The organism is Pedobacter polysacchareus (genome assembly GCF_019802255.1).
GTDB lineage: Bacteria > Bacteroidota > Bacteroidia > Sphingobacteriales > Sphingobacteriaceae > Pedobacter > Pedobacter polysacchareus.
Genome location: NZ_JAHYSS010000007.1, coordinates 368,501 through 390,799, shown reverse-complemented (window position 1 = coordinate 390,799; position 22,299 = coordinate 368,501). Strand labels below are relative to the sequence as shown.

Genomic DNA, 22,299 nt, shown 5'->3' with positions numbered 1-22,299 from the left:
TGTCTTATTTAATTTTCTTTAATTTTTCCTTAGCAGTTGGTACAATATCATCTTTACCTTCATAGTTGTCTATTAGGCTCAGCAATGTACTTTTTGCTTGTAAATTATCTTTTAATGCGACATAGTTGTCTGCCAGCAGGATGAAAGCTTTAGCCACCCAATAATCATAAGAAGACATATTGTTGATCAAATCAAAACAAGTCTTAGTAGACGTTTTGTACTCTCTTTTTGCATATTGAATCGCAGCAAGATTGTATTTCGCTTCAGCAGCGGCTAGTGTTTTAGTTTTTTCCACCACATTGCTGAAAGCTTTTACGGCTTGTGTCGTATCAGCTTTTGCTAGATAAGCCTTTCCTGCAAATAGGTCGGAACTGCTTTTCTCTTCTTGTGAAGATTTATCAGATTCTTTGATCAGGGCTACATATTTGATCACATCATCTGGCATATTCAATGCACTGTATGCTTTCAGCAGGTTATTAATGGCGTAAGTATAATGCACTTTATAATCTGCGGTTGTTTCCAGTCTTTTCAGGTAAACAATAGCTTCATTATATTTCTTTTGATCCAGGAATAACTTAGAGATACTCACTAATGAGCGTTCTGTATAATCACTGGTCCAATCGTTCAGGATATACTCATAATCAGGGATGGCTTCATCTGGACGGCCTAATTTTACCAATGCTTCTGCTCTGATAAATTTGGCTTCTTTATCGTGAATTGCTTTAGGGAACTTGTCAAAATAAGCATTTACTGCTTCGAAAGCACCTTTAGCATCCCCTTTCAGGTATCGGTTATTGGCACCCTGGAATACAATATTGTCTTGCTCAGCGATGGAGAAATCTCCAATAGGGGTCGTTTTGGCATAGCCGATGAAACCTTCTGAATCTCCTTTATCTACATAAATGTTTTTTATAGATTCCAGTGCCTGTTTGGCTTCTTCACTACTTGCATAGTCTGCAATTACTTTTTTAAATGTTTCCAAAGCTGCATTGTCCTGATCCTGGTTGTATTGAACCAAACCAATGGTGACTAATGCACGAGGCACGTAGCTGCTGTGTGGATATTGACTGATTAAAGCAATCAGGTCAGTTTTTGACTTGTCAAGATCTCCTTTATTGAAATAGGTGTAAGCAGTTTCAAATCCTGCATCATCCGCATAATTTGAGGTCGGGAATTGCTTCAGCAAACTTTGCATGGTAGTAATTTTCGCATCGTTTTGACCTTCTAAACCTTGAATCATACCACGTTGAAACAGGGCATAATCTTCTCCGGTTGCTTTGGAAGCGATAATTTTATTGTAATTGGTCAAGGCATTACCATAGCTCTTATTTACAAAATAAGAATCGGCGAGTCTGATGGTCGCATCATTTACTGTTTTTGCATCTTTATCATTTCCTCTCAGGAAGCGCTCAAAATAGGAAGCCGCTTTTCCATAACGTTCATCTTCGAAGGCGGCATAAGCCAATGCATAATTTGCAAAGTTATACACCTCAGTCTTATCGGCTCCTGGCATTTCCAGGAATTTTTCGAAAGTGGCTACTGCTTCTCCGAATTTTCTCAATTCGTAACTGGCTTCTGCTTTCCAATAAGTGTTGAGTGCATGAATTTCCTGATCCTCAGGGAATTTTTCAGAGCGCAGGAACATCGATAGCGCATTTGGGAATGCACGTTCATTATAGAATTCTAAACCTCTGAAGTAAGTTACTTTTTGATAAGCTTCTTTGGCTTCCGGAGATTTATCCGGAATAGGCTCCAGGATATCAATTGCAGCCTGGTAGTTTTTGCTGGTCAATAGAATTTCGCCTAATAACGTTTTCGCTTCATTCGCTTTGCGAGATTTTGGGAATTGCTTTAAAAAGCTTTGCGTAGATTCTAATGCCTGCTGGTTGAAATCAAGCTCATAACTCAGACGTGCATAATTGATCCATGCCTCTTCCTGTATGAACTTATCAAAGTCAAGTCTGGAAGATCTAAAGAAGGCGCTACGTGCTTTTTCTTTATTTTTCAATTGAATGAAAGAGCGGCCCAGCGTATACATCCCGCTTTGCAGGTACACATCATCTGTATCTAGTTTTTCAAGAATCGCTACGGCTTCCTGATATCTTTTCAACTGGAATAAAGAGTATCCATATTGATAGATAAACAAGTTGTTTTTAACCTCCGATTTACTTTTCGCATAGTATTCCTGGAAATACTTTTCTGCATTGGTATAATCAGATTTAGCGAAGTAAGAGGCCGCAATCAGGCTGAGCATTTCTGCTTCATACTGTTGTTTAGTGGTTTTTAAGATGGGAACCGCATAATTAATCACGTCATCGTAGCGTTCATCCAGGTAGTACATCGAAGTGATGTAATAAGGATAGCTGGCTTCGTACGTAGGCGAACCTTTCAACTTTTCAAAGTTGGCCAATGCAGTTTTATATTCTTTATTCAGGTAATTGATATAAGCAAAGTAGTAAGTTGCGCTTTCCTGATAAGCTGATTTTTCTTTTTTAACAGCTTCAAACAGTGGCTCTGCTTTTTCAATGTTCTGCAACATGAAATAGGCGTATCCTTGTTTGAATTGATATTCCACACGTTGTTTCTGGGAGAGGGTAGAAGGGTCGGTTTTTTCGAACCAATCTAATGCTTTTTGATAGTTTTCCTGCGCGAAATACGATTTACCAACATGAAAATAAGCAAGTTTGGTATTCGCATTTAAGGGATAATCCTTAATAAATTTCTGAAAAAGACTTTCTGCATCATTATTTCCAAGTTCTAAGGCACAAACGGCAGCATAGAACTTTGCATTTTCTTTGAGTAACGATAATTCAGCATTACTTTCCTGCTGAGCATCTGCTTTCTGGCGGGCTCTATCGACCAACCTAAATTGTTCTGCTGCTGCAACGTATTTTTCATTGTCTAGTAACTCCAGACCTGTTCGATAATTTTCATTGAGGTGAACTAGTATGCTAGACTGCGCATAGCCAGTTGTAAAGCTACCTGCTAAGAATAGCGGAATAAAAAGGTATTTTTTCTGCATCTGATTTCAAATATGGTTGCTACGAATATAAAAATAGTATTAGGTCTTGTTAGCATAAGAAACTAACAAGTGTTGATAACACTGGTTTTAACGAAAAGAAAACAAGAATGTTATAAAAAAAAGCGCGAAGTTTTAATCTCTTTGAGAAGCAAGGAGATAAAGTACTGCCATTCTTACTGCAACACCGTTTTCCACCTGTTCAAGGATGATAGATTGTTTGCTATCTGCCACATCACTGGTGATCTCTACACCACGATTGATTGGGCCAGGGTGCATCACAATGATCTCCTTATCCAGGTTATCCAGGATTTGCTTATTTAAGCCATACATCATGGCGTATTCCCTTTGGGAAGGGAAGTATTTGATATCTTGTCTTTCCAGCTGGATGCGCAGCATATTGGCTACATCACACCAGTTTAAAGCTTTGATTAAGTTGTGTTCTACTTTTACCCCTAAACTTTCGATGTGTTTGGGAATCAGTGTGGTTGGTCCACATACCATTACTTCTGCACCTAGTTTCTGTAGGCAAAGGATGTTGGATATGGCTACTCTGGAGTGTAAAATATCACCTACAATTACTACTTTTTTGCCTTCAATATCACCTAGTTTCTGGCGGATAGAGAAAGCATCTAAAAGTGCTTGAGTAGGATGTTCATGCGCGCCGTCGCCGGCGTTTACGATTTGTGCGTTCACATGTCTGCTCAGGAACTGCCCAGCGCCCGCATAGGGGTGTCTCATTACTACCAGGTCCACTTTCATGGCCAGGATGTTGTTTACCGTATCAATCAGCGTTTCTCCTTTACTTACAGAAGAAGAGGAGGCGGCAAAGTTGATGGTATCTGCAGAAAGTCTCTTTTCTGCCAGCTCAAAAGAGAGCTTGGTACGCGTAGAGTTTTCAAAGAAAATATTTGCAATGGTAATATCTCTCAATGCAGGAACCTTTTTTATCGGCCTGTTGATTACAGCTTTAAAATTATCTGCAGTTTGTAAGATCAATTCGATATCATTTCGGTTAATATCTTTGATACCTAAAAGATGTCGGGTTGATAATTTTTCTTCTGCCATGTTATTTATTGCTTTCTGATATTAAGATTACTTTGTCTTCTCCTTCTGTTTCTTTCCAGCTCACTTTCACGTGCTGTGAATTTAAGCTGTCTACCTGCTGACCGATATAATCGGGTTCAATCGGTAGGTGCCTTGAAAAACGCCTGTCTATCAAGACCATGAGTTCTACTCGTGCTGGTCGGCCGTAAGCCAATAATGCATCCATGGCAGAACGTATGGTACGTCCGGTCCACAATACATCATCGATCAGGATTACGTTCATCCCTTCAATAATAAAATCTATGGTGTTGGCGTTGGCGGCAAGCATGCCGTCTTTCCTTCTAAAATCATCGCGGAAGAAGGTAATGTCTAAATTGCCTTTCTTAATCGTGGTTTTTTTTAGGATTTGGGACAGTTCATTTTGCACTCTATCGGCAAAATAACTGCCTCTTGGCTGAATGCCAATTAAAACAGTATTTGAAAAATCGTTATGGTTCTCAATTAATTGATGACAAAGTCTCTTAATTGTGATCTGGAATTTCTGACCGTCTAGCAGGGTTCTTTTTTGCATTGACTAAAGGATTGGTCAAATATAGTAAAATGTTCCAACTCTGTAAAGTTGAAAAGGAAATTTTGTGCCGGTTTTAAGGAAATTTAAAGGATTTTGAAGGTAAAATCCTTTAAGTGTCTTATTTATAAAACTATAGATCATGCCCTGAATTTAAAATTTATATTTGTCTGATTCCTGTATCGGAACAATGTTTGAATATGTATAGAGTATAAGGTAAAGGCAGACAAATGAATGGGAATAGAGAACATGGAATGATATTTTTTGATGGAATTTGTAATCTATGCAATCATTCTGTACAGTTTGTTATAAAAAGAGACCGGAACGATTACTTTCGTTTTGCAGCATTGCAGACTGAGGTCGCAAAAGCGCAATTGGCTTTCTTAAACGTTGAAGAAAAAAGAACTACTTCATCCAAAAATCAGCAAGAATCATTAACCGCTCATGAGCAACAATTAAATACCATCATATTATTGGAAAACGGAAAAACGTATTATCGTTCTACAGCAGCATTACGTATTGCGAGAAGGCTCAGCGGCTTTTGGCCATTGCTTTATGGTTTCATTATTATCCCTCCATTTATAAGAGATTTTTTCTATCAGCTGATTTCAAAAAACCGGTACCGCATTTGGGGTAAACAGGAAAGCTGTATGGTACCCTCAGCAGCACTTAAATCTAAATTTTTATAAAAGGCTGCATTTCCATTAATTAATTTAGGGCTTCAAATACCTTTTACTATAATTAATGCCCATCATATCATACCTCCGAAACTGCTCTTTAAGTCGTTCCTGAAAATTCGCAAAATTGCGCTTAGGTTTTGGGCTCCAAAGTACTTCACTTAAGGCATCCAATCTAGGGAAAAGCATGTACTCCACTTTAGCTGGATTGGTGATGTATTCCGACCACAGATTGCCTTGTCCACCCCAAATGTATTTGGCTTCGGCAGGTGTCAAAACCGAGGGTACGGGCTCATAATTGTAGACATCTACTAAGGGTAAGTACCTGGCTGCAGTTAAGGAATCATCCTTTAGAAATTGTGAATGGTTAAAGTACATGAAGTTCTCTGGGGTCATGATCACTTTATGTTTTTGTTTCGCAGCGGCGATACCTCCTTTTTCTCCTCGCCAGCTCATGACAATCGCATTTGGAGCAAGACCACCATCTAGAATCTCATCCCAGCCGATGATGGTTTTTCCTTTACTGTTCACAAACTTTTCAATCCTATGGATGAAATAGCTTTGCAGTCCATTTTCATCTTTTAGCCCTTTTTCTTTAATCAGCTGCTGAGAAAAAGCAGACTGTTTCCACCAGATCTTTGAACACTCATCTCCACCAATATGAATATAAGGGGAGGGGAACAGTGTCATCACTTCTGTGAGTACTTCCTCCAGGAAATTAAAGGTTTGCTCAGAAGGGAGTAATACATTATTGAATTTATTGAAGATGCCCCAGGTTTCTGCTACTTTTTTCGGTTGTTTTGGTGTGGTACTCAATTCCGGATAAGCGGCAAGGACGGCCATACTATGTCCAGGCATTTCGATTTCAGGGATGATGGTAATGTATCTGTCTGCGGCATATTTGATCACCTCTTTTACTTCGGCCTGGGTGTAATAACCGCCATGTCTAACGCCGTCATTTCCTTTTCCAGGATACAGGCCAATGATGGAACCATCTCTCCAGGCACCAATCGCAGTTAATCGAGGATGTTTTTTAATTTCTATACGCCAGCCATGGTCATCAGTCAGGTGCCAATGGAAATAATTCAGCTTGTGCATGGCGAGGTAATCGATGTATTTTTTAACAAAGCTGATGTCGAAAAAGTGCCTGCTGACATCCAGGTGCATTCCGCGATAAGCGAAGCGTGGATAGTCCGTAATGCTGACTGCCTTTACTTGTAAAGGAAATGGTTTTGGGGAAGGCGGTAAGAGCTGGATCAGGGTTTGAATCCCATAAAATGCACCAGCAGGAGCGCTGGAACGTATCGTCACAGACTTTGCCAACACTTCCAGACGATACTGCTCTGGATTTTCTATGTCGGCTTTAGGTGACGGTGTTTTGATCTGCTTCTGGTCTGGCATTTTATCTTGCAGTGCCGGATACTCTTTAATCAGGTTGATCACATTCTTCCTGTTTGGATCTGCAACTGTGGTCAGTTTTAAATCCAGCAGGTAATATTTTTTAATGAAGCTGATGAAGAACTCGGCGGAGGGCTTCAAACTGCTGTCACTGATAAAAACCTGTGTACTATTATTGGCGATGGTAAAGTGATCTGTGGCTTTTCCTATTTTCATTTCCACAGGCTGTGGGATTAAGGAAGGGGCAGGGTATTGAGCAAAGCTGCTCAGCTGAAGGCAAAGCAGGGCGCTCAGCAGGGAGATAAAGATTTTCATAAAATTGAGGGTACTAAAAACGGGTATTCACCTTGGCAAAATAGCAAAAAAAAAGGCATCCCGGATTGGGATGCCTTTAATATATTAGCTTAAAAGATTATTTAGCTTTGTTTTTGCTTTCTTCACCTTCCATTTGCTCTTTTAATTGAGCAAGTACGCCTAGATCGCCAAGAGTTGATTTCTCAACTGAATCTTTAACTTTCTTAACTGCAGTGTTTGAAGCTTTAGCTTCTTTTTTCTTAGTAGCTCTTTCTTCAGCAACAGCTTCAGCTTTAGCCTCTTCCCAGATACGGGCGTGAGAAACAACGATACGTTTAGCATCTTTGTTAAACTCAATGATTTTGAAGTCATTAGTTTCTTCAGCTTTGATAGTTGTTCCGTCTTCTTTAGCCATGTGTTTAGTTGGTACGAAACCTTCTACACCATATGGTAAAGCAATAACAGCACCTTTATCAGTTACTTTAACAACAGTACCTTGGTGAATTGAATCTAACGTGAAGATAGTTTCAAAAGTATCCCATGGGTTTTCTTCTAGTTGTTTGTGACCTAAGCTCAATTTACGGCTTTCTACATCTAATTCAAGAACAACTACGTCTAATGTATCACCTACTTTAGTGAATTCGTTAGGGTGGTTAACTTTTTTAGACCAAGAAAGATCAGAGATATGGATTAAACCATCAATACCTTCTTCAATTTCTACGAATACACCGAAGTTAGTCATGTTTTTAACTACAGCAGTATGTTTGCTTCCGATAGGATATCTTTCAGCAACATTTTGCCAAGGATCTTGAGTTAATTGCTTAATACCTAAGCTCATTTTGCGTTCGTCTCTGTCTAAAGTTAATACTTCAGCTTCGATTTCATCGCCAACTTTCAAGAATTCTTGTGGGCTGCGTAGGTTTTGTGACCAAGACATTTCTGATACGTGGATTAAACCTTCAACACCAGGAATGATTTCTAAGAAAGCTCCGTAATCAGCAACAGTAACAATTTTACCTTTAACTTTAGAACCAACAGCTAAGTTAGTATCTAAAGATTCCCAAGGGTGTGGAGTCAATTGTTTTAAACCTAATGCAATACGTTTTTTCTCGTCATCAAAGTCAAGAACTACAACGTTGATTTTCTCATCTAAGCTTAATACTTCTTTTGGATGCTCTATGCGGCCCCAAGAAATATCAGTGATGTGAAGTAAACCATCAACACCACCTAAATCGATGAATACACCAAAGTCAGTAATGTTTTTAACAGTTCCTTCTAATACCTGTCCTTTTTCAAGTTTAGATACGATTTCAACTTTTTGGCTTTCTAAATCGTCTTCGATTAAGATTTTATGAGAAACTACTACGTTTTTAAACTCATGGTTGATCTTAACAACTTTGAATTCCATTGTTTTACCCACGTATACATCGTAATCGCGGATAGGTTTGATGTCGATTTGTGAACCAGGTAAGAAAGCTTCAACACCCATGATGTCAACGATAAGACCACCTTTAGTACGGCTTTTAACAAATCCGTTGATGATTCTGTCATTGTCAAGAGCCTCATTAATAGACTCCCATGATCTTTGGGTTTTAGCTCTTTTACGAGATAAAATCAATTGACCGTTTGCGTCTTCTGGAGCTTCCACGAATACGTCAACGGTATCACCAATTTTCAAATCAGGTGTATCACGGAACTCAGAAGTAGATACTAATCCGTCAGATTTAAATCCTACGTTCAATACTACGTCTTTATTGTTGATAGACACAACAATACCGCTGATGATTTCACCTTGGTTGATTTGATTGAAAGTATCGGTATACATGTCCTCAAACTTTTTACGGTCTTCATCAGAGTATTTTCCGAAAACTTTATCATCTGCATCCCAATCAAAATCTTGATCTGGTGTTGCTAATGATGATTTGATCTGTTCGATCGACACTGAATCAGCTTCTGACTCAATGGTTTCTTTCTCAGTGAGACGAGCGTCTGCACCTTGTAATTCGGCTTTTTTAGCCTCTAGTTCTTTTTCTGCTACTTGTTTTTTAGCCATTAAAATTTAATCTCCTTTTCCCGTGAGGGACTGCAAAGGTATAAATAAAATAATTTAAAGAAAAGAATTTCTTGATAAATGTTGTTGATTTAGAAGAGATTGGACCGATAACTTCCTTTTTTCACTATGCAGTGAAGAAAACCAGACACAATTCCGGATCAAAAAGCAATAGGAACATCTTGATTTTATTAGGAAGGTAGCCGAAGTACTTTTTGAAGGCACTGGTAAAATGTGTGGCGTGCTTATAACCCATCTTTTCCGACACTTCTGAAACCCGGGCATCTCCCTGAAGTAACATGGCTTTAGCCTGTTCCATCTTGTATTGGTTCAAATATCCGTAAACTGTAGTCCCATAAGCCGCCTTGAATTGCTTCTTCAGGTTAAACTCATTTGTACCCACCATATGCGCTAAAGTTCTCAAAGAAAATGGGGCATCAATGTGCTGAATCAGGATTTCTCGTGCTTCCTGCATTTTATCCATTTCCTCCTGCTTTAAACGAGGGATCGGCTGCTGTTGTTCCAGCTGTGATATTTTGATAGCCAGCAGCTCAATTACTTTAGATTCCAGAAATAACCGTTTGCAAAAACCGGTGTGTGCTGAGTTTTCCAGGCCATTTAAGATCGCATTGATTTCCGGGCTGATGTGTAAATGCTGTTCAGAGAAAAAGATAACGTTTTGAATATCGCGGGTAAAAGCATGTTCAGGAACATGTGGTGTTTGCATATGAATCGCTGCCGGATGATCTTCAGGTAGGTACCTCGATAAAAATCCGGCACTGATCTCTATAAAAACAATTTCATTTGATTCCTCTGATAAGCCCTTATAAAGGTCGAGATGACCATTGGTCCAGATCAGATTGTATTGCTGACTTTCCAATAAAGGCAAAGTCTCGCAGGCTCCATCACCGTTAAAAGATAGTTTTCCTTTGAGCACAAAGATCAATCGATAACCTGCAGGATTGGCGGGATGAGTCAGGAGCGCTGTGTCCTGCTCCGCATTTAACAAAGCGATTTTCTTTGAATAACCAATGGCAAGATCTTTAGATCCGTAAAATGAACGGTCTTGTTTTTCTCCTTTTAGCGTCATCTGTTCTCCCTTTTGCGTCATCGGCTACTGATATCTTTGCGGCGAAGTTAAAGTTATTAAGATTAAATCTTAATAAAATATCAAAATAATATTTAGATGAACAAAAAAGCTACCCTAATTATTTTACTATTGACGATCTCTACAGCTCTCTTTGCCCAGGTAAGGATGATCACTGGGAAAGTAATAGATCAAAAGACTGGAGTAACCCTTCCAGGTGCAACCGTGATCCGCAAATCCAATAAAGAGGTAGTCAGCACCGACGCTAGTGGTAAATATACCATCAGTGCGGAACCCGGCGATTTACTTTCCTTCTCTTTTACAGGCTACATCACTGTAGAATTGAAAATAACTGCTGATAAAAACACGCTGAATGCTTACCTGGATGGTTCCGTAAACCAGTTGTCGGAAGTTGAAGTAACTGGTGCTTTAGGCATAAAGCGTCAGGTAAGAGAATTGGGAACTTCAACAACTTTGATCAGTAATGAAAGCCTGAATCAAGGTAAAGTAGTGAACCCATTACAAGGTCTGGCCAGTAAAGTTGCCGGACTAAGAATCAACATGAACGATGCCACTACTGGTAAGACCGATCAGCTGGTCCAAATCAGGCTGCGTGGTTCCAGATCTTTCAACGATGCAAAAAACAATCCTATATATGTAGTAGATGGGGTGCCTATTCCAGACATCGGCCGCTTAAACCCGAACGACATTGAAAACATCACCGTACTTAAAGGTGCAAATGCTGCCGCATTATACGGCTCAGAAGGTGTAAACGGTGCTTTAATGATTACCACTAAAAAAGGACAAAGAGGCAGGGGAACCGTTAATTACTCCAATACTACTACCTTTTCAAATGTTTACCTATTGCCGCCTGCGCAAACACAATTCGGACAAGGGCAAAATGGTGTATATTCTCCAACAGAATATGAATCCTGGGGACCTGCATTTGATGGCAGTACCAAAGACCTGGGCTTAAAACTGCCAAACGGCGTACAACCTACTGCATTATTCGCAGCGCCTTCAAAAGATAATCGCCTGGATATGTTCCAAATGGGTAGAACTTTACAGAACGATCTTTCTTTTTCTGGTGGTGATGAAAATTCTACTTACTTTTTTTCTGTTCAAAACGTGAATATCAAAGGGGTAATTCCTGGTGATAAAAGCTCCAGAACAGGAGCGAGGTTTAATGGTTCCAGAGCTTTCGGCAAACTGAATACTTCTTATAACGTCAATTATATTTCGGCCAATAGAAATACTACACCGGATGGTCCATGGTACAGCACCTATGTGCAGCCTGCAAACCTTGACCTTAAAAGTTTGAAAAACTGGAGAGATCCGAATTCAGTAGCAAATCCGCTGAACTATTACACGGATGCAACAGCGGCAAAGAATCCGTTTTTCTTAATGGATAACAATAGAAACACTTCTGATCAGCAAACGATCAATGGAAAGATCCAGTTGGATTATGATTTTACACCATGGTTTTCTGCAATTTATCGCATTGGATTGTACAGTACTTCAGAAGAAAGCAGGGCAACGACCAATAAATTGGCTTCTCCATCAGGAAATAGAAACGTGAATGGTTCTGTAAATGATGGCAGCAATGATTTCCGTAGAATAAACAGTGATTTAATCCTGAACTTTAAGAAAGATTTCGGAAAGTTTACCAACCGTTTATTGGTTGGACAAAACATCCGTATGGATGATTCCAAGTTGATTTCTGTAGGAAGTGCCAATCTATTGTTCCCAGATCTTTTCAATCCTGGCAGTCGTGCAGGTGAGCTGGACGGTGCTGCTTCGATGACTAAATACAGAGCATTAGGCACTTATTTCGAATATACTACCGGATATAACAACTATTTGTTCTTAACCCTAACCGGTAGAAACGACATGGTTTCTGTGTTGAGTAAAGAAAACCGCTCTTATTTTTATCCTGGTGTCAGTACTTCCTTTGTATTTACAGAAGGGATAAAAGCTTTAAAAGACAGTAAAGTACTCTCCTTCGGAAAAGTCTTTGCTTCTTATAACAAAACAGGGAACGTTACTTTAGACCCTTACAGCTTAAACAACGCTTATTCGCAGATCAATGGTTTTCCTTTTGGTGGTTTAGTAGGTTTTACGCCGAATTTAACCAGCCCGAACCCTAATATCAAACCAGAATTTGTGAAATCTTACGAAGTGGGTACACAGCTGGGTTTCTTCAATGACCGCTTAAACTTTGAAGCAGCTTATGTGTATTCTGATTCTGACGGTCAGATTTTTGATGCGCCGATTTCCAGCTCAACAGGGTATAATTCCACCATTGTTAACGCAGGACGATTGACCAATAAAATCATTGAATTGACGCTAAACGGTGATGTGATCCGTACTGACAACTTCAGATGGAATCTCGGTTTTAACTTCACACATATTAATAATAAGGTGAAAACTATTTTCGGCGGACAAGAAGAATTCAGAATGTTCAGACAGGCTTATGCAGTAGTCGGACAAAGTTATCCACTATTAAAAGTGAGTGATTACCTAAGAGATGAGCAAGGAAGGGTAGTGGTAGATTCGAAAGGAAATACGACTACAGTAGCTGATAGCGCCCCTCTTGGCACTATGGTTCCTCCTTATCAAATGGGATTAAGCACGATGATTAACTTCAAGGGTATCAGTATTGGTGCTCAGTTTGACGCCCGTCTTGGAGGTTGGCTGTATTCGGAGGTGGTACCAAGGATGTATACTGCTGGTACGCATCCAGCTACTGCTGAATATGGTCGTCAGCCGTTCATCTTCCCTAATTCTGTAATCAATACCGGAACTGCAGACCAGCCGGTATATGTAGAAAATACAACGGTGATGTCTAAAGGCGATAAAGCATTTTGGGATACACAGGGAAAAGTGCAAAGAAACACGGCGGCGAAATCAGACTTCTTTAAACTAAGAGAACTGAACATCAATTACGCTTTGCCTAAAGCGTTATTGGCAAAACAGAAAGTGATCCGTGAAGCTAGCTTCGGACTGGTAGGAACCAATTTATTCATCGTCAGACATAAGAGCAATACTTACGGCGATCCTGAATCCTTGTACAATCAAACAGATGGTTATTTGAGTTTCAGACAGATTCCTCCAACCAGAATGTTTGGTTTTAACCTGAACGTTACGTTCTAATCGCTATACACGAGTTTATTTAAGAGATACACGCTGAAGAATAACATACATATAATGAAGAAAAGCATAAAAATATTCGTTTTCGCTGCCGGCTTATTGAGTCTGACTTCCTGCGAAAAATTCCTGGATGTGAATGACAATCCGAATGGTCCAACAGAGCAATACCTGATCTTAAGTGCCCGTTTACCGGGTGCTTTAGTCAGCACTATAAATCAGGAAACGGTACAAATCAACCAACTGGCCGCTTTCTGGGCAGGATATTGGGGGACCACCAGTGAAGCAACCAATAAGTTTTATAAAGAGAAGACCTATAATGGGGTAGCCATTCGAGGAACCAGAGATGGAATCCAGATATGGGAAGGGACTTACAACACCTTATTATATTATCAATTGATCAAGGAGCAGGCGCTAAAAGAAAATGCACCGTTTTATTCGGGAATTGCGAAGATCATGCAGGGATGGCACTTTTTGCACTTAGTAGATATGTATAACAATGTTCCTTTTGATGAAGCTTTGAACAGAACATTGTATTTGCAGCCTAAATATGAAGATGGAAAGACCGTATATGAAAAGTCTGTTTCGCTGATTACTGAGGGAATGGCAGAAATTAAAGGTGCAGCTGCAGATCAAAGTCCGGGCAAAGCCGATATTATCTTTAGCGGCGATAAACAGCTTTGGGCTAAATTTGGAAATACCTTGAAATTAAGAGCGCTGATCCGCCAGTCGCAAACAAATAATGATGCTTACATCACTGCAGAGATCGATAAGATCAAAATGGAAGGAAGTGGATTTCTGGGCTTAGGGCAAAATGCAGCAACCAAGCCAGGTTATATCAACTCTAAAGGTAAAATGAACCCTTTTTGGGAAACGAATTATAGAGGTGTAAATGCTTCGGCTACCAATCATGTGGATTTACGACCAACACAATACATCATTGATAAATATAGAGGATTGAATGATCCTCGTCTGGCTAGTTTATATGTGAGCATTGGCGGTACTTTTAAAGGGGTACTTTTCGGGAATCCAAATGTGGATGCTCAGTATGCAGCAAAAAGCACTTCTGCTTTTAAAGGGCCAACTGAAAATGATGGAAAACCTACCGGACTTTTCAAAAGTTTTGATCAGGCCCTGATTTTAATGGGCTCTTTTGAAAGTTTATTCCTGCAGGCCGAAGCGGCAAATAGAGGGTGGATCGCTGGTTCAGATCAGACTTTCTACGAGCAGGGAATTGGAGAATCATTCAAATATATGGAAGTAGCTGCAGCTGAGTTTACAGCTTATAATGCACAACCTACGGTGAAGTTAAGTGGAGCAGCACCAGCTGATCGCTTGAAAAGGATTATTGAGCAAAAATGGCTGGCCCTGAACAGCATCAGCAGCCTGGAAGCCTGGAGTGATTACAGAAGATTAGGCTTCCCTGAGATTCCTAACTCTTTATTGGCTCCATCACCAACAGCAAGACCATTAAGATTGATGTACCCTGAATCAGAACGCCAGACGAATGCTGTAGAAAGCGGTAAACAAGGTAATGACGAGGTGACGGTAGGGAAAATCTGGTGGAATAAATAGTACCACCTGTAAGTATTAAGAATTAGTCTAAATAATTGCGGATTTGTTTTATATTTGTAAAAAATAGCCTTAATGAAACCAAACACACCTAAAAGCGCCTGGCAGAAAACACGTAAACTTTTTAACGACATCCATTTATGGATCGGATTAGCGAGCGGGATCATCGTGATCCTGGTTTGCTTAAGTGGAACGCTGTATGTTTTTAATACAGAATTGAAAGAGATGGCAAATCCTGAATTGTATAAAGTAACTGCTCCGGCAGGTGCAAATCCGATGCCGATTGAATCTTTGATCAAGCAAGTAAAGGAAAACACAGGAGGAAAAGTAGTTTCAGTGAAAATACCTGCAGATCCGAATCGTACTTATCAGTTTATGGTGAGAATGAAGGACGGTGATAAAGAAGGAAAAGGGGAAAGAGGAGCAGGAAAAGATAAAAAAGGCGCAGACAAAGGTCGCGAAGAGCATAAAGCTGGAAAAGAAAAAGGCGGAGAAGGAAGAGGAAAAGAAAAAGGCGGAAAACCTGAACAAGGAAAGCGTCCTTCCGCTTTTGCGGTAAACCAATATACTGGTGAAGTGATTGGCAATATTTCTGAAGTGAAAGGAGCTACTGCTTCTTTGATGAAAACCATGTTTAGCCTGCACAGGTGGTTACTTTTAGATAAGGTAGAAAAACCGATCTTCGGAGAACTGGAAAACAGAAAACTGGGCAGTTACATTACCGGTGCAGCTACCATATTATTTACGTTTGGGGTCATTACTGGTATGGTGATCTGGTTCCCTCAAAGGGTTAAATCCTGGAGACAAGGACTAAAGGTTAAATGGTCTGGAAGTTGGAAAAGAACAAACCACGATTTACACAATAGCTTAGGTTTCTACGCTTGTATCTTTCTGTTTCTGATGGGAATTACTGGTCCGCAATGGTCCTTCCCTTGGTATAGAGAGGCTTTAAGGAAAACTTTAGGTACTTATCAGCCAGAAGGGTTTGAGCCGCCTAAAGATCCGGTTTCGACGATTGTAACGGGCGCTGCCCCTTTAAATCTGGCCGATTACCTGAAAAAAGCAGATGCCGCATTACCTTATACTGGTGATTATAGCATCAGTCTGCCAAAAGATTCTGCTTCAGCCATTACGGTCATGAAGAATAAAACAGGTTTTTTTGCACCTGCTGCAGGTGATAAAGTCCTTTTAGATCAATACACAGGTAATGTACTTCATAAAGAAGTGTTTAGTGATAAGCCTTTCAACGAACGCGTATCCGGTTCTATCAAAGCCCTGCATTTGGGTGATGTATATGGCATGTTTACCAAGATTATTTATTTCCTGGCCTGTTTGATTGCAACCAGTCTGCCGGTTACAGGTACGCTGATCTGGCTGAACAAGCTAAAAAAGAAAAGAAAGAAAAAGATAAATAAAAGGCCAGCTATGCGGCTTTCGGCTTAAATTTATCCCTATAATCTTTAGGTGTCATTCCGGAGTTTTTCTTGAAAAGCTGTCTGAAAGTTTTCAGATCATTATAGCCGGAATCTAACATTACTTCCAGAATACTGAGGTTGGTTTGCTCTAAAAGCTTTTTAGCCGCCTCAATTCTGGTTTTTTGTAAATATTCAATAAGGGTATTTCCCGTAGCCTGTTTAAATCTGCGTACAATGTTTCTTCTGCTGGAAGGAATTTGCTGCAGAATATCTTCAATCGTTACCGATTCTTTATAGGCATTTTCAATGCAAAGCTGTGTTTTAGACACCAGTTCATCACCATGATCCCTTACCGGATGAAAAGTCCCGAAATGGCTTTGCTGTTCCCGGTTCATGTCAATGGAGAATATTTTGGCAATGTGTATGGCGGTATCGCGGCTACAGTAGTTGTGGATCAGCATCAGCATCAAATGAAAACTGCTTGTTGAGCCACCGCTGGTATAAATCCCCTGGTCGGCGGTAACTACTTTTTCCGGTGTAAAATAAACATCGGGAAAACAGCTGGCAAATGCGGTGCTTGCATTTACATGAGTGGTGGCAGTTTTTCCGTTGAGTAAACCTGTGGCCGCCAATAAAAAGGCTCCTGTACAAAAACTGGCCAGTTCCGCACCTTTCTTATATTGCTGCTGTAGCCAGGGCAGGAATTCCAGATTTTCCTGGATGGCGGTATTGAGGTTTGATGTACCAAATGCTGGAATTAAGATGAGGTTTTGCTGCCCGGATTCGGATAAGCTGAGTGCATTGTATTTTTCAAAAGTAGTTCCTTCCCTGGAAATGGTCGTATTCCTGATCAGGTTGATTTGAAAAAGAGGCGTTCTGCCGATTTCTTGATAATAATGATTCACTGTATCAAATACATCAAGTATTGCGGCTACGCTTAGTAAACGATAATTATTGGGGAGTAATAAGGCTACCTGTACCATCTGATTTACGTTTTATACGATGCAATTTAAGAATTTATATTCCATTATACTGAAGACAATGATGCAGCTGATTTGCCCCTGGTGTAGACTGGGTATCAGCTTGTAGTTGTGGTTCCGCTCTCTATGATAAGGCCCTTCTCTTCCCGAACACTTTCCGACCTCTACCTGGAAAATTCCTGCAATTGTATTTACCTGAAATTACTTATTGATTTTTCTGTTATTGAATTGTTGAAGAATGCGCTTAAACTGAAATTACCTGATGTTTTAACAATTGGGAAAAAGGAATGTTTTAATAGGGCTGGACCTAGATTTAAGCGCTTAGATCTTGTAGCTGGTATCTCTTTTCTCTTCAGAAAGTACCAGGAAGCTTTGTACGCTGCCTACATTTGGTAATTTTGACAACTGGCCGCGTAAAAAATCGTTGTAACCTTTCATATCCGGAGAGACGATTTTCAGGATGAAATCGAAATTACCAGTGATATAATAGCATTCTCTCACATCTTCAAACTGTACCACTTCCTTTTGAAAAGCGCTTAAAGCTTCTTCAGAATGGTCATTCATCTGGATATGCGTAAAGGAAATGATGCTGTTGCTGCTTTTCTGCAGGTCTACCAATGCGGTATAACCTTTGATATAGCCGTTTTGCTCCAGCCATTTTACGCGTTCAAAAATTGGAGAAACACTTTTCCTTAATCTTCTCGCCAGTTCTTTATGCGTCATTCGGGCATCTTCCTGTAAAAGACGCAAAATTCCAAGATGGGTAGGATCTAGTTTAGACATTTTTCAGAAGATAGATTTCTAGCTTAGTGTAGATGTTTTACAACGTAATTAAGGTCAAATATAGTATTATTTATTTTTTATGAAACATTTACGGTCTTTCTGCGAAAGGATAGTGTAAAACATACCTTAACCCCTTAAAAAATAAGGAAGTAGGGAAATTAAATTTTGCAGCAGCCTAGCATTAGAATTGGTACCCAAAAAATGTATGGTTTAAAGTAGTTAAAACAGAAAAATTTGCTGAATGTAATTGGAAAATGAGATATCCGTTTTGACGTTCCGAACTTTGGAGCTATCAACCAGAACCTATAAAACAATGATCAAACATAATTTCGGTGCAGGACCATGTATTTTACCTGCTAAAGTTTTAGATCAGGCAGCAGATGCAGTTAGGGATTTTAATGGCATTGGCCTTAGTATTTTAGAGATCTCCCACCGTACTCCAGAGTTCGAAGCTGTCATCAATGAAACACAGGATTTAGTGAAAGAATTGCTGGGAGTGCCTGCAGGTTACAGCGTTATATTTTTGCAAGGAGGTGCCAGCACCCAGTTTTCTATGCTGGCAATGAATTTCCTGCAGCAGGATAAAAAAGCAGCTTACCTGGATACTGGATTCTTCTCTTTGAAAGCCATCAAAGAAGCTTTGTTCTTTGGACAGGTGGAGATCGTCGCTTCCTCCAAAGACAAAGACTATTACTATGTTCCTACTGGTTACCAAATTCCATCCGAAGCCGCTTATTTTCATTATTGTTCTAATAATACGATTGAAGGAACAGAAGTATTCAGCGTGCCGGCCACCAATATCCCGGTAATCTGCGATATGTCTTCTGATATCTTCAGCAGACCTATTGATGTCGCAGATTTTGACCTGATTTATGCAGGTGCACAAAAAAATATGGGCCCCGCTGGTATGACCCTTGTCGTGATCAAAAATAGTTTACTGGAAAAAATTCAGCGCGAAGTACCTTCTATGTCTGACTACCGGATTTACATAGACAATAATTCTATGTTTAACACCCCTCCGGTATTCTCAATTTATGTGGCCATGTTGAATTTAAGGTGGCTGAAGGAAAAAGGAGGTGTAGCACAGCAGGAAGTAGAAAACATCGCCAAATCAGGATTGTTATATAAAGAAATAGATAGAAATACCTTGTTTTATGGCCTGGCAAATCCCACAGACAGGTCCAGAATGAATGTGACTTTCAAAGCAAAAGATCCAGCATTAGAAGCCGAATTCCTGGATTTTGCAAGCACAAAAGGTATCGTAGGGATCAAAGGATATCCTTCCGCAGGCGGTTTCAGAGTTTCTTTATACAATGCATTGCCTATATCGAGTGTGGAAGTACTCGTAAAATGTATGCAGGATTTTGAAACTTACATCTTAAATAAGCAGGTATCATTAAAAAATGAAGTTACGGTATGAGACAGTTAAAGATTGCACCATCCATTACCAATCGGGATTCCGAATCTATTGATAAATACCTGACCGATATCGGAAGAATCGATCTGGTAAATGTAGAAGAAGAGTTGAATCTGGCCAGAAGAATTAAAAAAGGAGATAAAGCAGCCCTGGATAAACTGGTGAAAACCAATTTGCGCTTTGTCGTTTCTGTAGCCAAAAAGTATCAGAATAGAGGTTTGCAGCTGGCTGACCTGATCAGCGAAGGCAACCTGGGTTTAATTAAAGCTGCGGAGCGGTTTGACGATACCAAAGGCTTCAAATTTATCTCTTTTGCCGTATGGTGGATTCGCCAGAGCATTATGCAGGCATTGGCTGATCAAAAGAGAATGATCCGCCTCCCTGGAAATCAGGTATTGGGCATCATCAAAATTAATAAAGCATCAGATTTATTAGAACAAAAGCTGGAACGCTTGCCTACTTATGAGGAAATTTCTCAGGAAACAGAACTTTCTGCAGATAAGGTTTCGGATTATTTATCGAGTGCCCCTTTGTCTTTTTCGCTGGATATGACTACCAATGAAGAAAGTGGTTTTAGTCTGCTGGACAGTCTGGTCAATACCAATGTACCGAATACAGATGCACAAATGATGACAGAATCGCTGAGCGAGGATCTACAGCGTACTTTAGGTGTACTTCCGGAAAGGGAAAAATGGATCATCACCTTGTTCTTTGGCCTGGATAACCATACCGCATTGACATTGGATGATATGGTAGAAGTTTTTAACCTGAGTAAGGAACGCATCAGGCAATTAAAAGACAGGGCGCTGAAAACTTTAAGACAGCATTGCAGGACGCCCTATCTGGCAGAATATTTTTAAATAATAAGAGGCGACGTTTGGACTAACGTCGCCTCTTATTATTTTTTCGGGCTTGATAGATCTATGCCTTGTTCAGGCTGATATTTATCATATTCCATTTGCTTTGCAATGGCTTCAGCTGCAGCTTTACCTCTCAATTTTGCCACCAGATGGAGTGCCCCATCCATACCTGCTGATATTCCTGCTGTAGTGATGACCCTGCCATTGTCCACATAGCGGACATTTTGAAGCACTTTAGCTTTCGGCACCGCTTTTTGAAGATTGGCAATACTTTTATGAAAAGTCGTCACGGTCACCTTATCCAGCAGGCCTGCTTTACCAAGAATAAACGCGCCAGTGCAAACAGAAAAATAGCTTTTAGTACTGCTGTCCCTCGATTTTATCCAGGAAATAACCTCAGGATCATCCGCTGCCACTTCATCTGAACCACCAAATACGGCGAAAATATCTGCTTGCGGAGCATCTTTAATGCTGTAATCCGGAATGATCTTAAGAATTCCCTGCGACAAAAGTGGACTTTTAGTTTTTGCGACAGTGATGACTTTAAAGCCTGCATAGGAAAAGACCTCCATCGGCCCCGCGAAATCAAGTACTTCTACGCCATCATATAAGTAAAAGCAAACCGTTATTTTTTTATCCTCCGACAGCTGCTGGTTTTTCTCAACTAATGTCATCCCACAATGTGTACAAACACCGGGTTGCTGGTAAACAGCAGTATCACATGGATGGTTGCAAGGCGGACACAGATAGGCAGTTCCATCTCTTTGCGTAAAAGCAAAGCAGGGAATTAAAAGTATGAAGAGTAATAATCGTCTCATGAATATATTATTTATGCCCAAAATTAAGGGAACTCAACTCATAAATCAGGACAGTTATCCTCACAATCCGGCCATTCGATCTGAGGTCAATTTTTTAATCGTTTGCTTCTTTGATAGATTTGCGCAATTGAGCAGTATTGCTATAGCCACATTCTTTCGCTATCCAGGCCATTTTATGTTTGGTTTTCAGCAGATGCTTCGCTTTTTCCTGTCTTAGCAATTGAGTATATTGTCCTATAGGGGTTCCTGTGGCAGATTTGAATAAGCGCGTCAGGTTCCGCGGACTGACAAAAATTAGATCCGCCAGTTCTCCTATAGTTATTTTATGCTGTAAATTTTTGGTGATATAATCTTGTACCTGATGTATATATTGGTTAATGTGCTGCCTGTTTTGCAGATAGATGCTGCTTTGCGCTTCCGCTCCGTCTCTGCGTATATAAACTACCATATCTTGTGCTACCATACATGCAAAAGCTGCCCCATGCTGCTGTTCAATAAGATAGAGCGCCAGGTCAATACCTGTAGCGATTCCCGCACTGCTGAAAATCCTGCCGCTTTGTACGAATAGCTTATTTTCTATGACCTTAAGCAGTGGGTATTTTTGCTGTAAAGTAGTAGTCCATGCCCAATGCGTAGTGCAATTTTGGCCATTTAACAGACCTGCTGCGGCAAGCGCAAAAGTTGCCGTACAAACTGAAGCTACGATCGCACCACTTTTAGCTGCGGCTTGTAACCAGGGCATCCAGAGCTGATCATCTGCTCTGTTCCATTTTTCAATTTCCATCCCAGCCACAATCACGATATCATTCTGATCGACGGTCACTGAACTGAGTGGTTCCACATTTGTAAATCCAAGACCTGATGAGGTTCCAGGATTTTGATATGGAGAAACGTAACGCATATCATATGGTTTTCCACAGCATCCGGATTCATAGAAAACGGTTAGGGCACCTGCCAGATCTAAAAGATGGACGCTATCAAATATGAAAAATATAACACGATTGGAGCTCATTTTTCAAAGGTAATCGTTAGGAGGTGAAAATGTGAGCTGTCTTGACAGAGCAGACGAACTAACTTAAAGATGCCATTAGCTCCGGCCAAAATCCCTTTAAACAAAAAAAGACGACGTCTGGAGCAACGTCGCCTTAATTTAAGAGATAAATCTCT

General features: G+C 40.1%; 16 protein-coding genes. 6 read left to right on the top strand and 10 right to left on the bottom strand.

Annotated elements, in window-relative coordinates:
- Nucleotides 1-4: 4 nt before the first annotated feature.
- The 3 genes from K7X70_RS22025 to pyrR all read right to left on the bottom strand — a co-directional run bounded on the left by K7X70_RS22025 (nucleotide 5) and on the right by pyrR (nucleotide 4,637).
- Nucleotides 5-3,022, bottom strand: coding sequence for a tetratricopeptide repeat protein (locus K7X70_RS22025; RefSeq protein ID WP_222539059.1), 3,018 nt, complete (start codon nucleotides 3,020-3,022; stop codon nucleotides 5-7).
- 132 nt (nucleotides 3,023-3,154) lie between these two features.
- Nucleotides 3,155-4,087, bottom strand: coding sequence for an aspartate carbamoyltransferase catalytic subunit (locus tag K7X70_RS22020; RefSeq protein WP_187664969.1), 933 nt, complete (start codon nucleotides 4,085-4,087; stop codon nucleotides 3,155-3,157).
- Between the two features lies 1 nt (nucleotide 4,088).
- Nucleotides 4,089-4,637 carry a bifunctional pyr operon transcriptional regulator/uracil phosphoribosyltransferase PyrR gene (gene pyrR / locus K7X70_RS22015; protein WP_062550149.1) on the bottom strand — a complete coding sequence of 183 codons (549 nt, stop codon included), beginning with the start codon at nucleotides 4,635-4,637 and terminating at the stop codon, nucleotides 4,089-4,091.
- 227 nt (nucleotides 4,638-4,864) lie between these two features.
- Between pyrR and K7X70_RS22010 the strand changes: the two genes are divergently transcribed.
- The gene (locus tag K7X70_RS22010) at nucleotides 4,865-5,323 is read left to right on the top strand and encodes a thiol-disulfide oxidoreductase DCC family protein (protein ID WP_222539058.1); all 459 of its coding nucleotides are present in this window, start codon (nucleotides 4,865-4,867) and stop codon (nucleotides 5,321-5,323) included.
- Between the two features lie 24 nt (nucleotides 5,324-5,347).
- Here the strand turns inward: K7X70_RS22010 and K7X70_RS22005 are convergent, their stop codons facing one another.
- From K7X70_RS22005 to K7X70_RS21995, 3 genes are all read right to left on the bottom strand, one after another.
- Entirely contained in the window at nucleotides 5,348-7,024 is a 1,677-nt protein-coding gene (locus K7X70_RS22005) for a beta-N-acetylhexosaminidase (protein WP_222539057.1), read from the bottom strand.
- A 97-nt stretch (nucleotides 7,025-7,121) separates the two neighbouring features.
- Nucleotides 7,122-9,056 (bottom strand): 30S ribosomal protein S1, encoded by a 1,935-nt coding sequence (gene rpsA, locus K7X70_RS22000; protein WP_062550146.1) that lies wholly within the window; start codon nucleotides 9,054-9,056, stop codon nucleotides 7,122-7,124.
- Nucleotides 9,057-9,180: 124 nt separating this feature from the next.
- Nucleotides 9,181-10,164: a helix-turn-helix transcriptional regulator gene (locus K7X70_RS21995; RefSeq protein ID WP_222539056.1), complete on the bottom strand. Its 984-nt coding sequence runs from the start codon at nucleotides 10,162-10,164 to the stop codon at nucleotides 9,181-9,183.
- A 75-nt stretch (nucleotides 10,165-10,239) separates the two neighbouring features.
- Here K7X70_RS21995 and K7X70_RS21990 point away from each other — a divergent pair, with 75 nt between their 5' ends.
- From K7X70_RS21990 to K7X70_RS21980, 3 genes are all read left to right on the top strand, one after another.
- The gene (locus K7X70_RS21990) at nucleotides 10,240-13,293 is read left to right on the top strand and encodes a SusC/RagA family TonB-linked outer membrane protein (protein ID WP_222539055.1); all 3,054 of its coding nucleotides are present in this window, start codon (nucleotides 10,240-10,242) and stop codon (nucleotides 13,291-13,293) included.
- A gap of 54 nt (nucleotides 13,294-13,347) precedes the next feature.
- A complete protein-coding gene (locus K7X70_RS21985; RefSeq protein WP_222539054.1) occupies nucleotides 13,348-14,862 on the top strand; it encodes a SusD/RagB family nutrient-binding outer membrane lipoprotein in 1,515 nt (504 codons plus the stop codon).
- Between the two features lie 72 nt (nucleotides 14,863-14,934).
- Nucleotides 14,935-16,302, top strand: coding sequence for a PepSY-associated TM helix domain-containing protein (locus tag K7X70_RS21980; RefSeq protein WP_222539053.1), 1,368 nt, complete (start codon nucleotides 14,935-14,937; stop codon nucleotides 16,300-16,302).
- Here K7X70_RS21980 and K7X70_RS21975 read toward each other — a convergent pair.
- The gene (locus K7X70_RS21975; protein ID WP_222539052.1) at nucleotides 16,283-17,257 is read right to left on the bottom strand and encodes a GlxA family transcriptional regulator; all 975 of its coding nucleotides are present in this window, start codon (nucleotides 17,255-17,257) and stop codon (nucleotides 16,283-16,285) included. The genes K7X70_RS21980 and K7X70_RS21975 overlap by 20 nt on opposite strands.
- A gap of 318 nt (nucleotides 17,258-17,575) precedes the next feature.
- Complete coding sequence (locus K7X70_RS21970; RefSeq protein WP_062550140.1) at nucleotides 17,576-18,037, bottom strand: Lrp/AsnC family transcriptional regulator; 462 nt, start codon at nucleotides 18,035-18,037, stop codon at nucleotides 17,576-17,578.
- A 316-nt stretch (nucleotides 18,038-18,353) separates the two neighbouring features.
- Between K7X70_RS21970 and serC the strand changes: the two genes are divergently transcribed.
- Both serC and K7X70_RS21960 read left to right on the top strand, forming a co-directional pair.
- Nucleotides 18,354-19,457 (top strand): 3-phosphoserine/phosphohydroxythreonine transaminase, encoded by a 1,104-nt coding sequence (gene serC, locus K7X70_RS21965; RefSeq protein WP_222539080.1) that lies wholly within the window; start codon nucleotides 18,354-18,356, stop codon nucleotides 19,455-19,457.
- Complete coding sequence (locus K7X70_RS21960) at nucleotides 19,454-20,314, top strand: sigma-70 family RNA polymerase sigma factor (RefSeq protein ID WP_222539051.1); 861 nt, start codon at nucleotides 19,454-19,456, stop codon at nucleotides 20,312-20,314. The genes serC and K7X70_RS21960 overlap by 4 nt, the downstream gene beginning before the upstream one ends.
- Nucleotides 20,315-20,352: 38 nt before the next feature.
- Here K7X70_RS21960 and K7X70_RS21955 read toward each other — a convergent pair whose 3' ends face one another.
- Nucleotides 20,353-21,132: a DJ-1/PfpI family protein gene (locus K7X70_RS21955; protein ID WP_222539050.1), complete on the bottom strand. Its 780-nt coding sequence runs from the start codon at nucleotides 21,130-21,132 to the stop codon at nucleotides 20,353-20,355.
- 94 nt (nucleotides 21,133-21,226) lie between these two features.
- Nucleotides 21,227-22,144, bottom strand: a complete 918-nt coding sequence (locus K7X70_RS21950; RefSeq protein ID WP_222539049.1) for a GlxA family transcriptional regulator — start codon at nucleotides 22,142-22,144, stop codon at nucleotides 21,227-21,229.
- Nucleotides 22,145-22,299: the final 155 nt, after the last annotated feature.

Bases quoted from the DNA above. Each gene is read 5' to 3' on its own strand.
- K7X70_RS22025 (WP_222539059.1), bottom strand. From the start codon at position 3,022: ATGCAGAAAAAATACCTTTTTATTCCGCTATTCTTAGCAGGTAGCTTT.
- K7X70_RS22020 (WP_187664969.1), bottom strand. From the start codon at position 4,087: ATGGCAGAAGAAAAATTATCAACCCGACATCTTTTAGGTATCAAAGAT.
- pyrR (WP_062550149.1), bottom strand. From the start codon at position 4,637: ATGCAAAAAAGAACCCTGCTAGACGGTCAGAAATTCCAGATCACAATT.
- K7X70_RS22010 (WP_222539058.1), top strand. From the start codon at position 4,865: ATGAATGGGAATAGAGAACATGGAATGATATTTTTTGATGGAATTTGT.
- K7X70_RS22005 (WP_222539057.1), bottom strand. From the start codon at position 7,024: ATGAAAATCTTTATCTCCCTGCTGAGCGCCCTGCTTTGCCTTCAGCTG.
- rpsA (WP_062550146.1), bottom strand. From the start codon at position 9,056: ATGGCTAAAAAACAAGTAGCAGAAAAAGAACTAGAGGCTAAAAAAGCC.
- K7X70_RS21995 (WP_222539056.1), bottom strand. From the start codon at position 10,164: ATGACGCAAAAGGGAGAACAGATGACGCTAAAAGGAGAAAAACAAGAC.
- K7X70_RS21990 (WP_222539055.1), top strand. From the start codon at position 10,240: ATGAACAAAAAAGCTACCCTAATTATTTTACTATTGACGATCTCTACA.
- K7X70_RS21985 (WP_222539054.1), top strand. From the start codon at position 13,348: ATGAAGAAAAGCATAAAAATATTCGTTTTCGCTGCCGGCTTATTGAGT.
- K7X70_RS21980 (WP_222539053.1), top strand. From the start codon at position 14,935: ATGAAACCAAACACACCTAAAAGCGCCTGGCAGAAAACACGTAAACTT.
- K7X70_RS21975 (WP_222539052.1), bottom strand. From the start codon at position 17,257: ATGGTACAGGTAGCCTTATTACTCCCCAATAATTATCGTTTACTAAGC.
- K7X70_RS21970 (WP_062550140.1), bottom strand. From the start codon at position 18,037: ATGTCTAAACTAGATCCTACCCATCTTGGAATTTTGCGTCTTTTACAG.
- K7X70_RS21960 (WP_222539051.1), top strand. From the start codon at position 19,454: ATGAGACAGTTAAAGATTGCACCATCCATTACCAATCGGGATTCCGAA.
- K7X70_RS21955 (WP_222539050.1), bottom strand. From the start codon at position 21,132: ATGAGACGATTATTACTCTTCATACTTTTAATTCCCTGCTTTGCTTTT.
- K7X70_RS21950 (WP_222539049.1), bottom strand. From the start codon at position 22,144: ATGAGCTCCAATCGTGTTATATTTTTCATATTTGATAGCGTCCATCTT.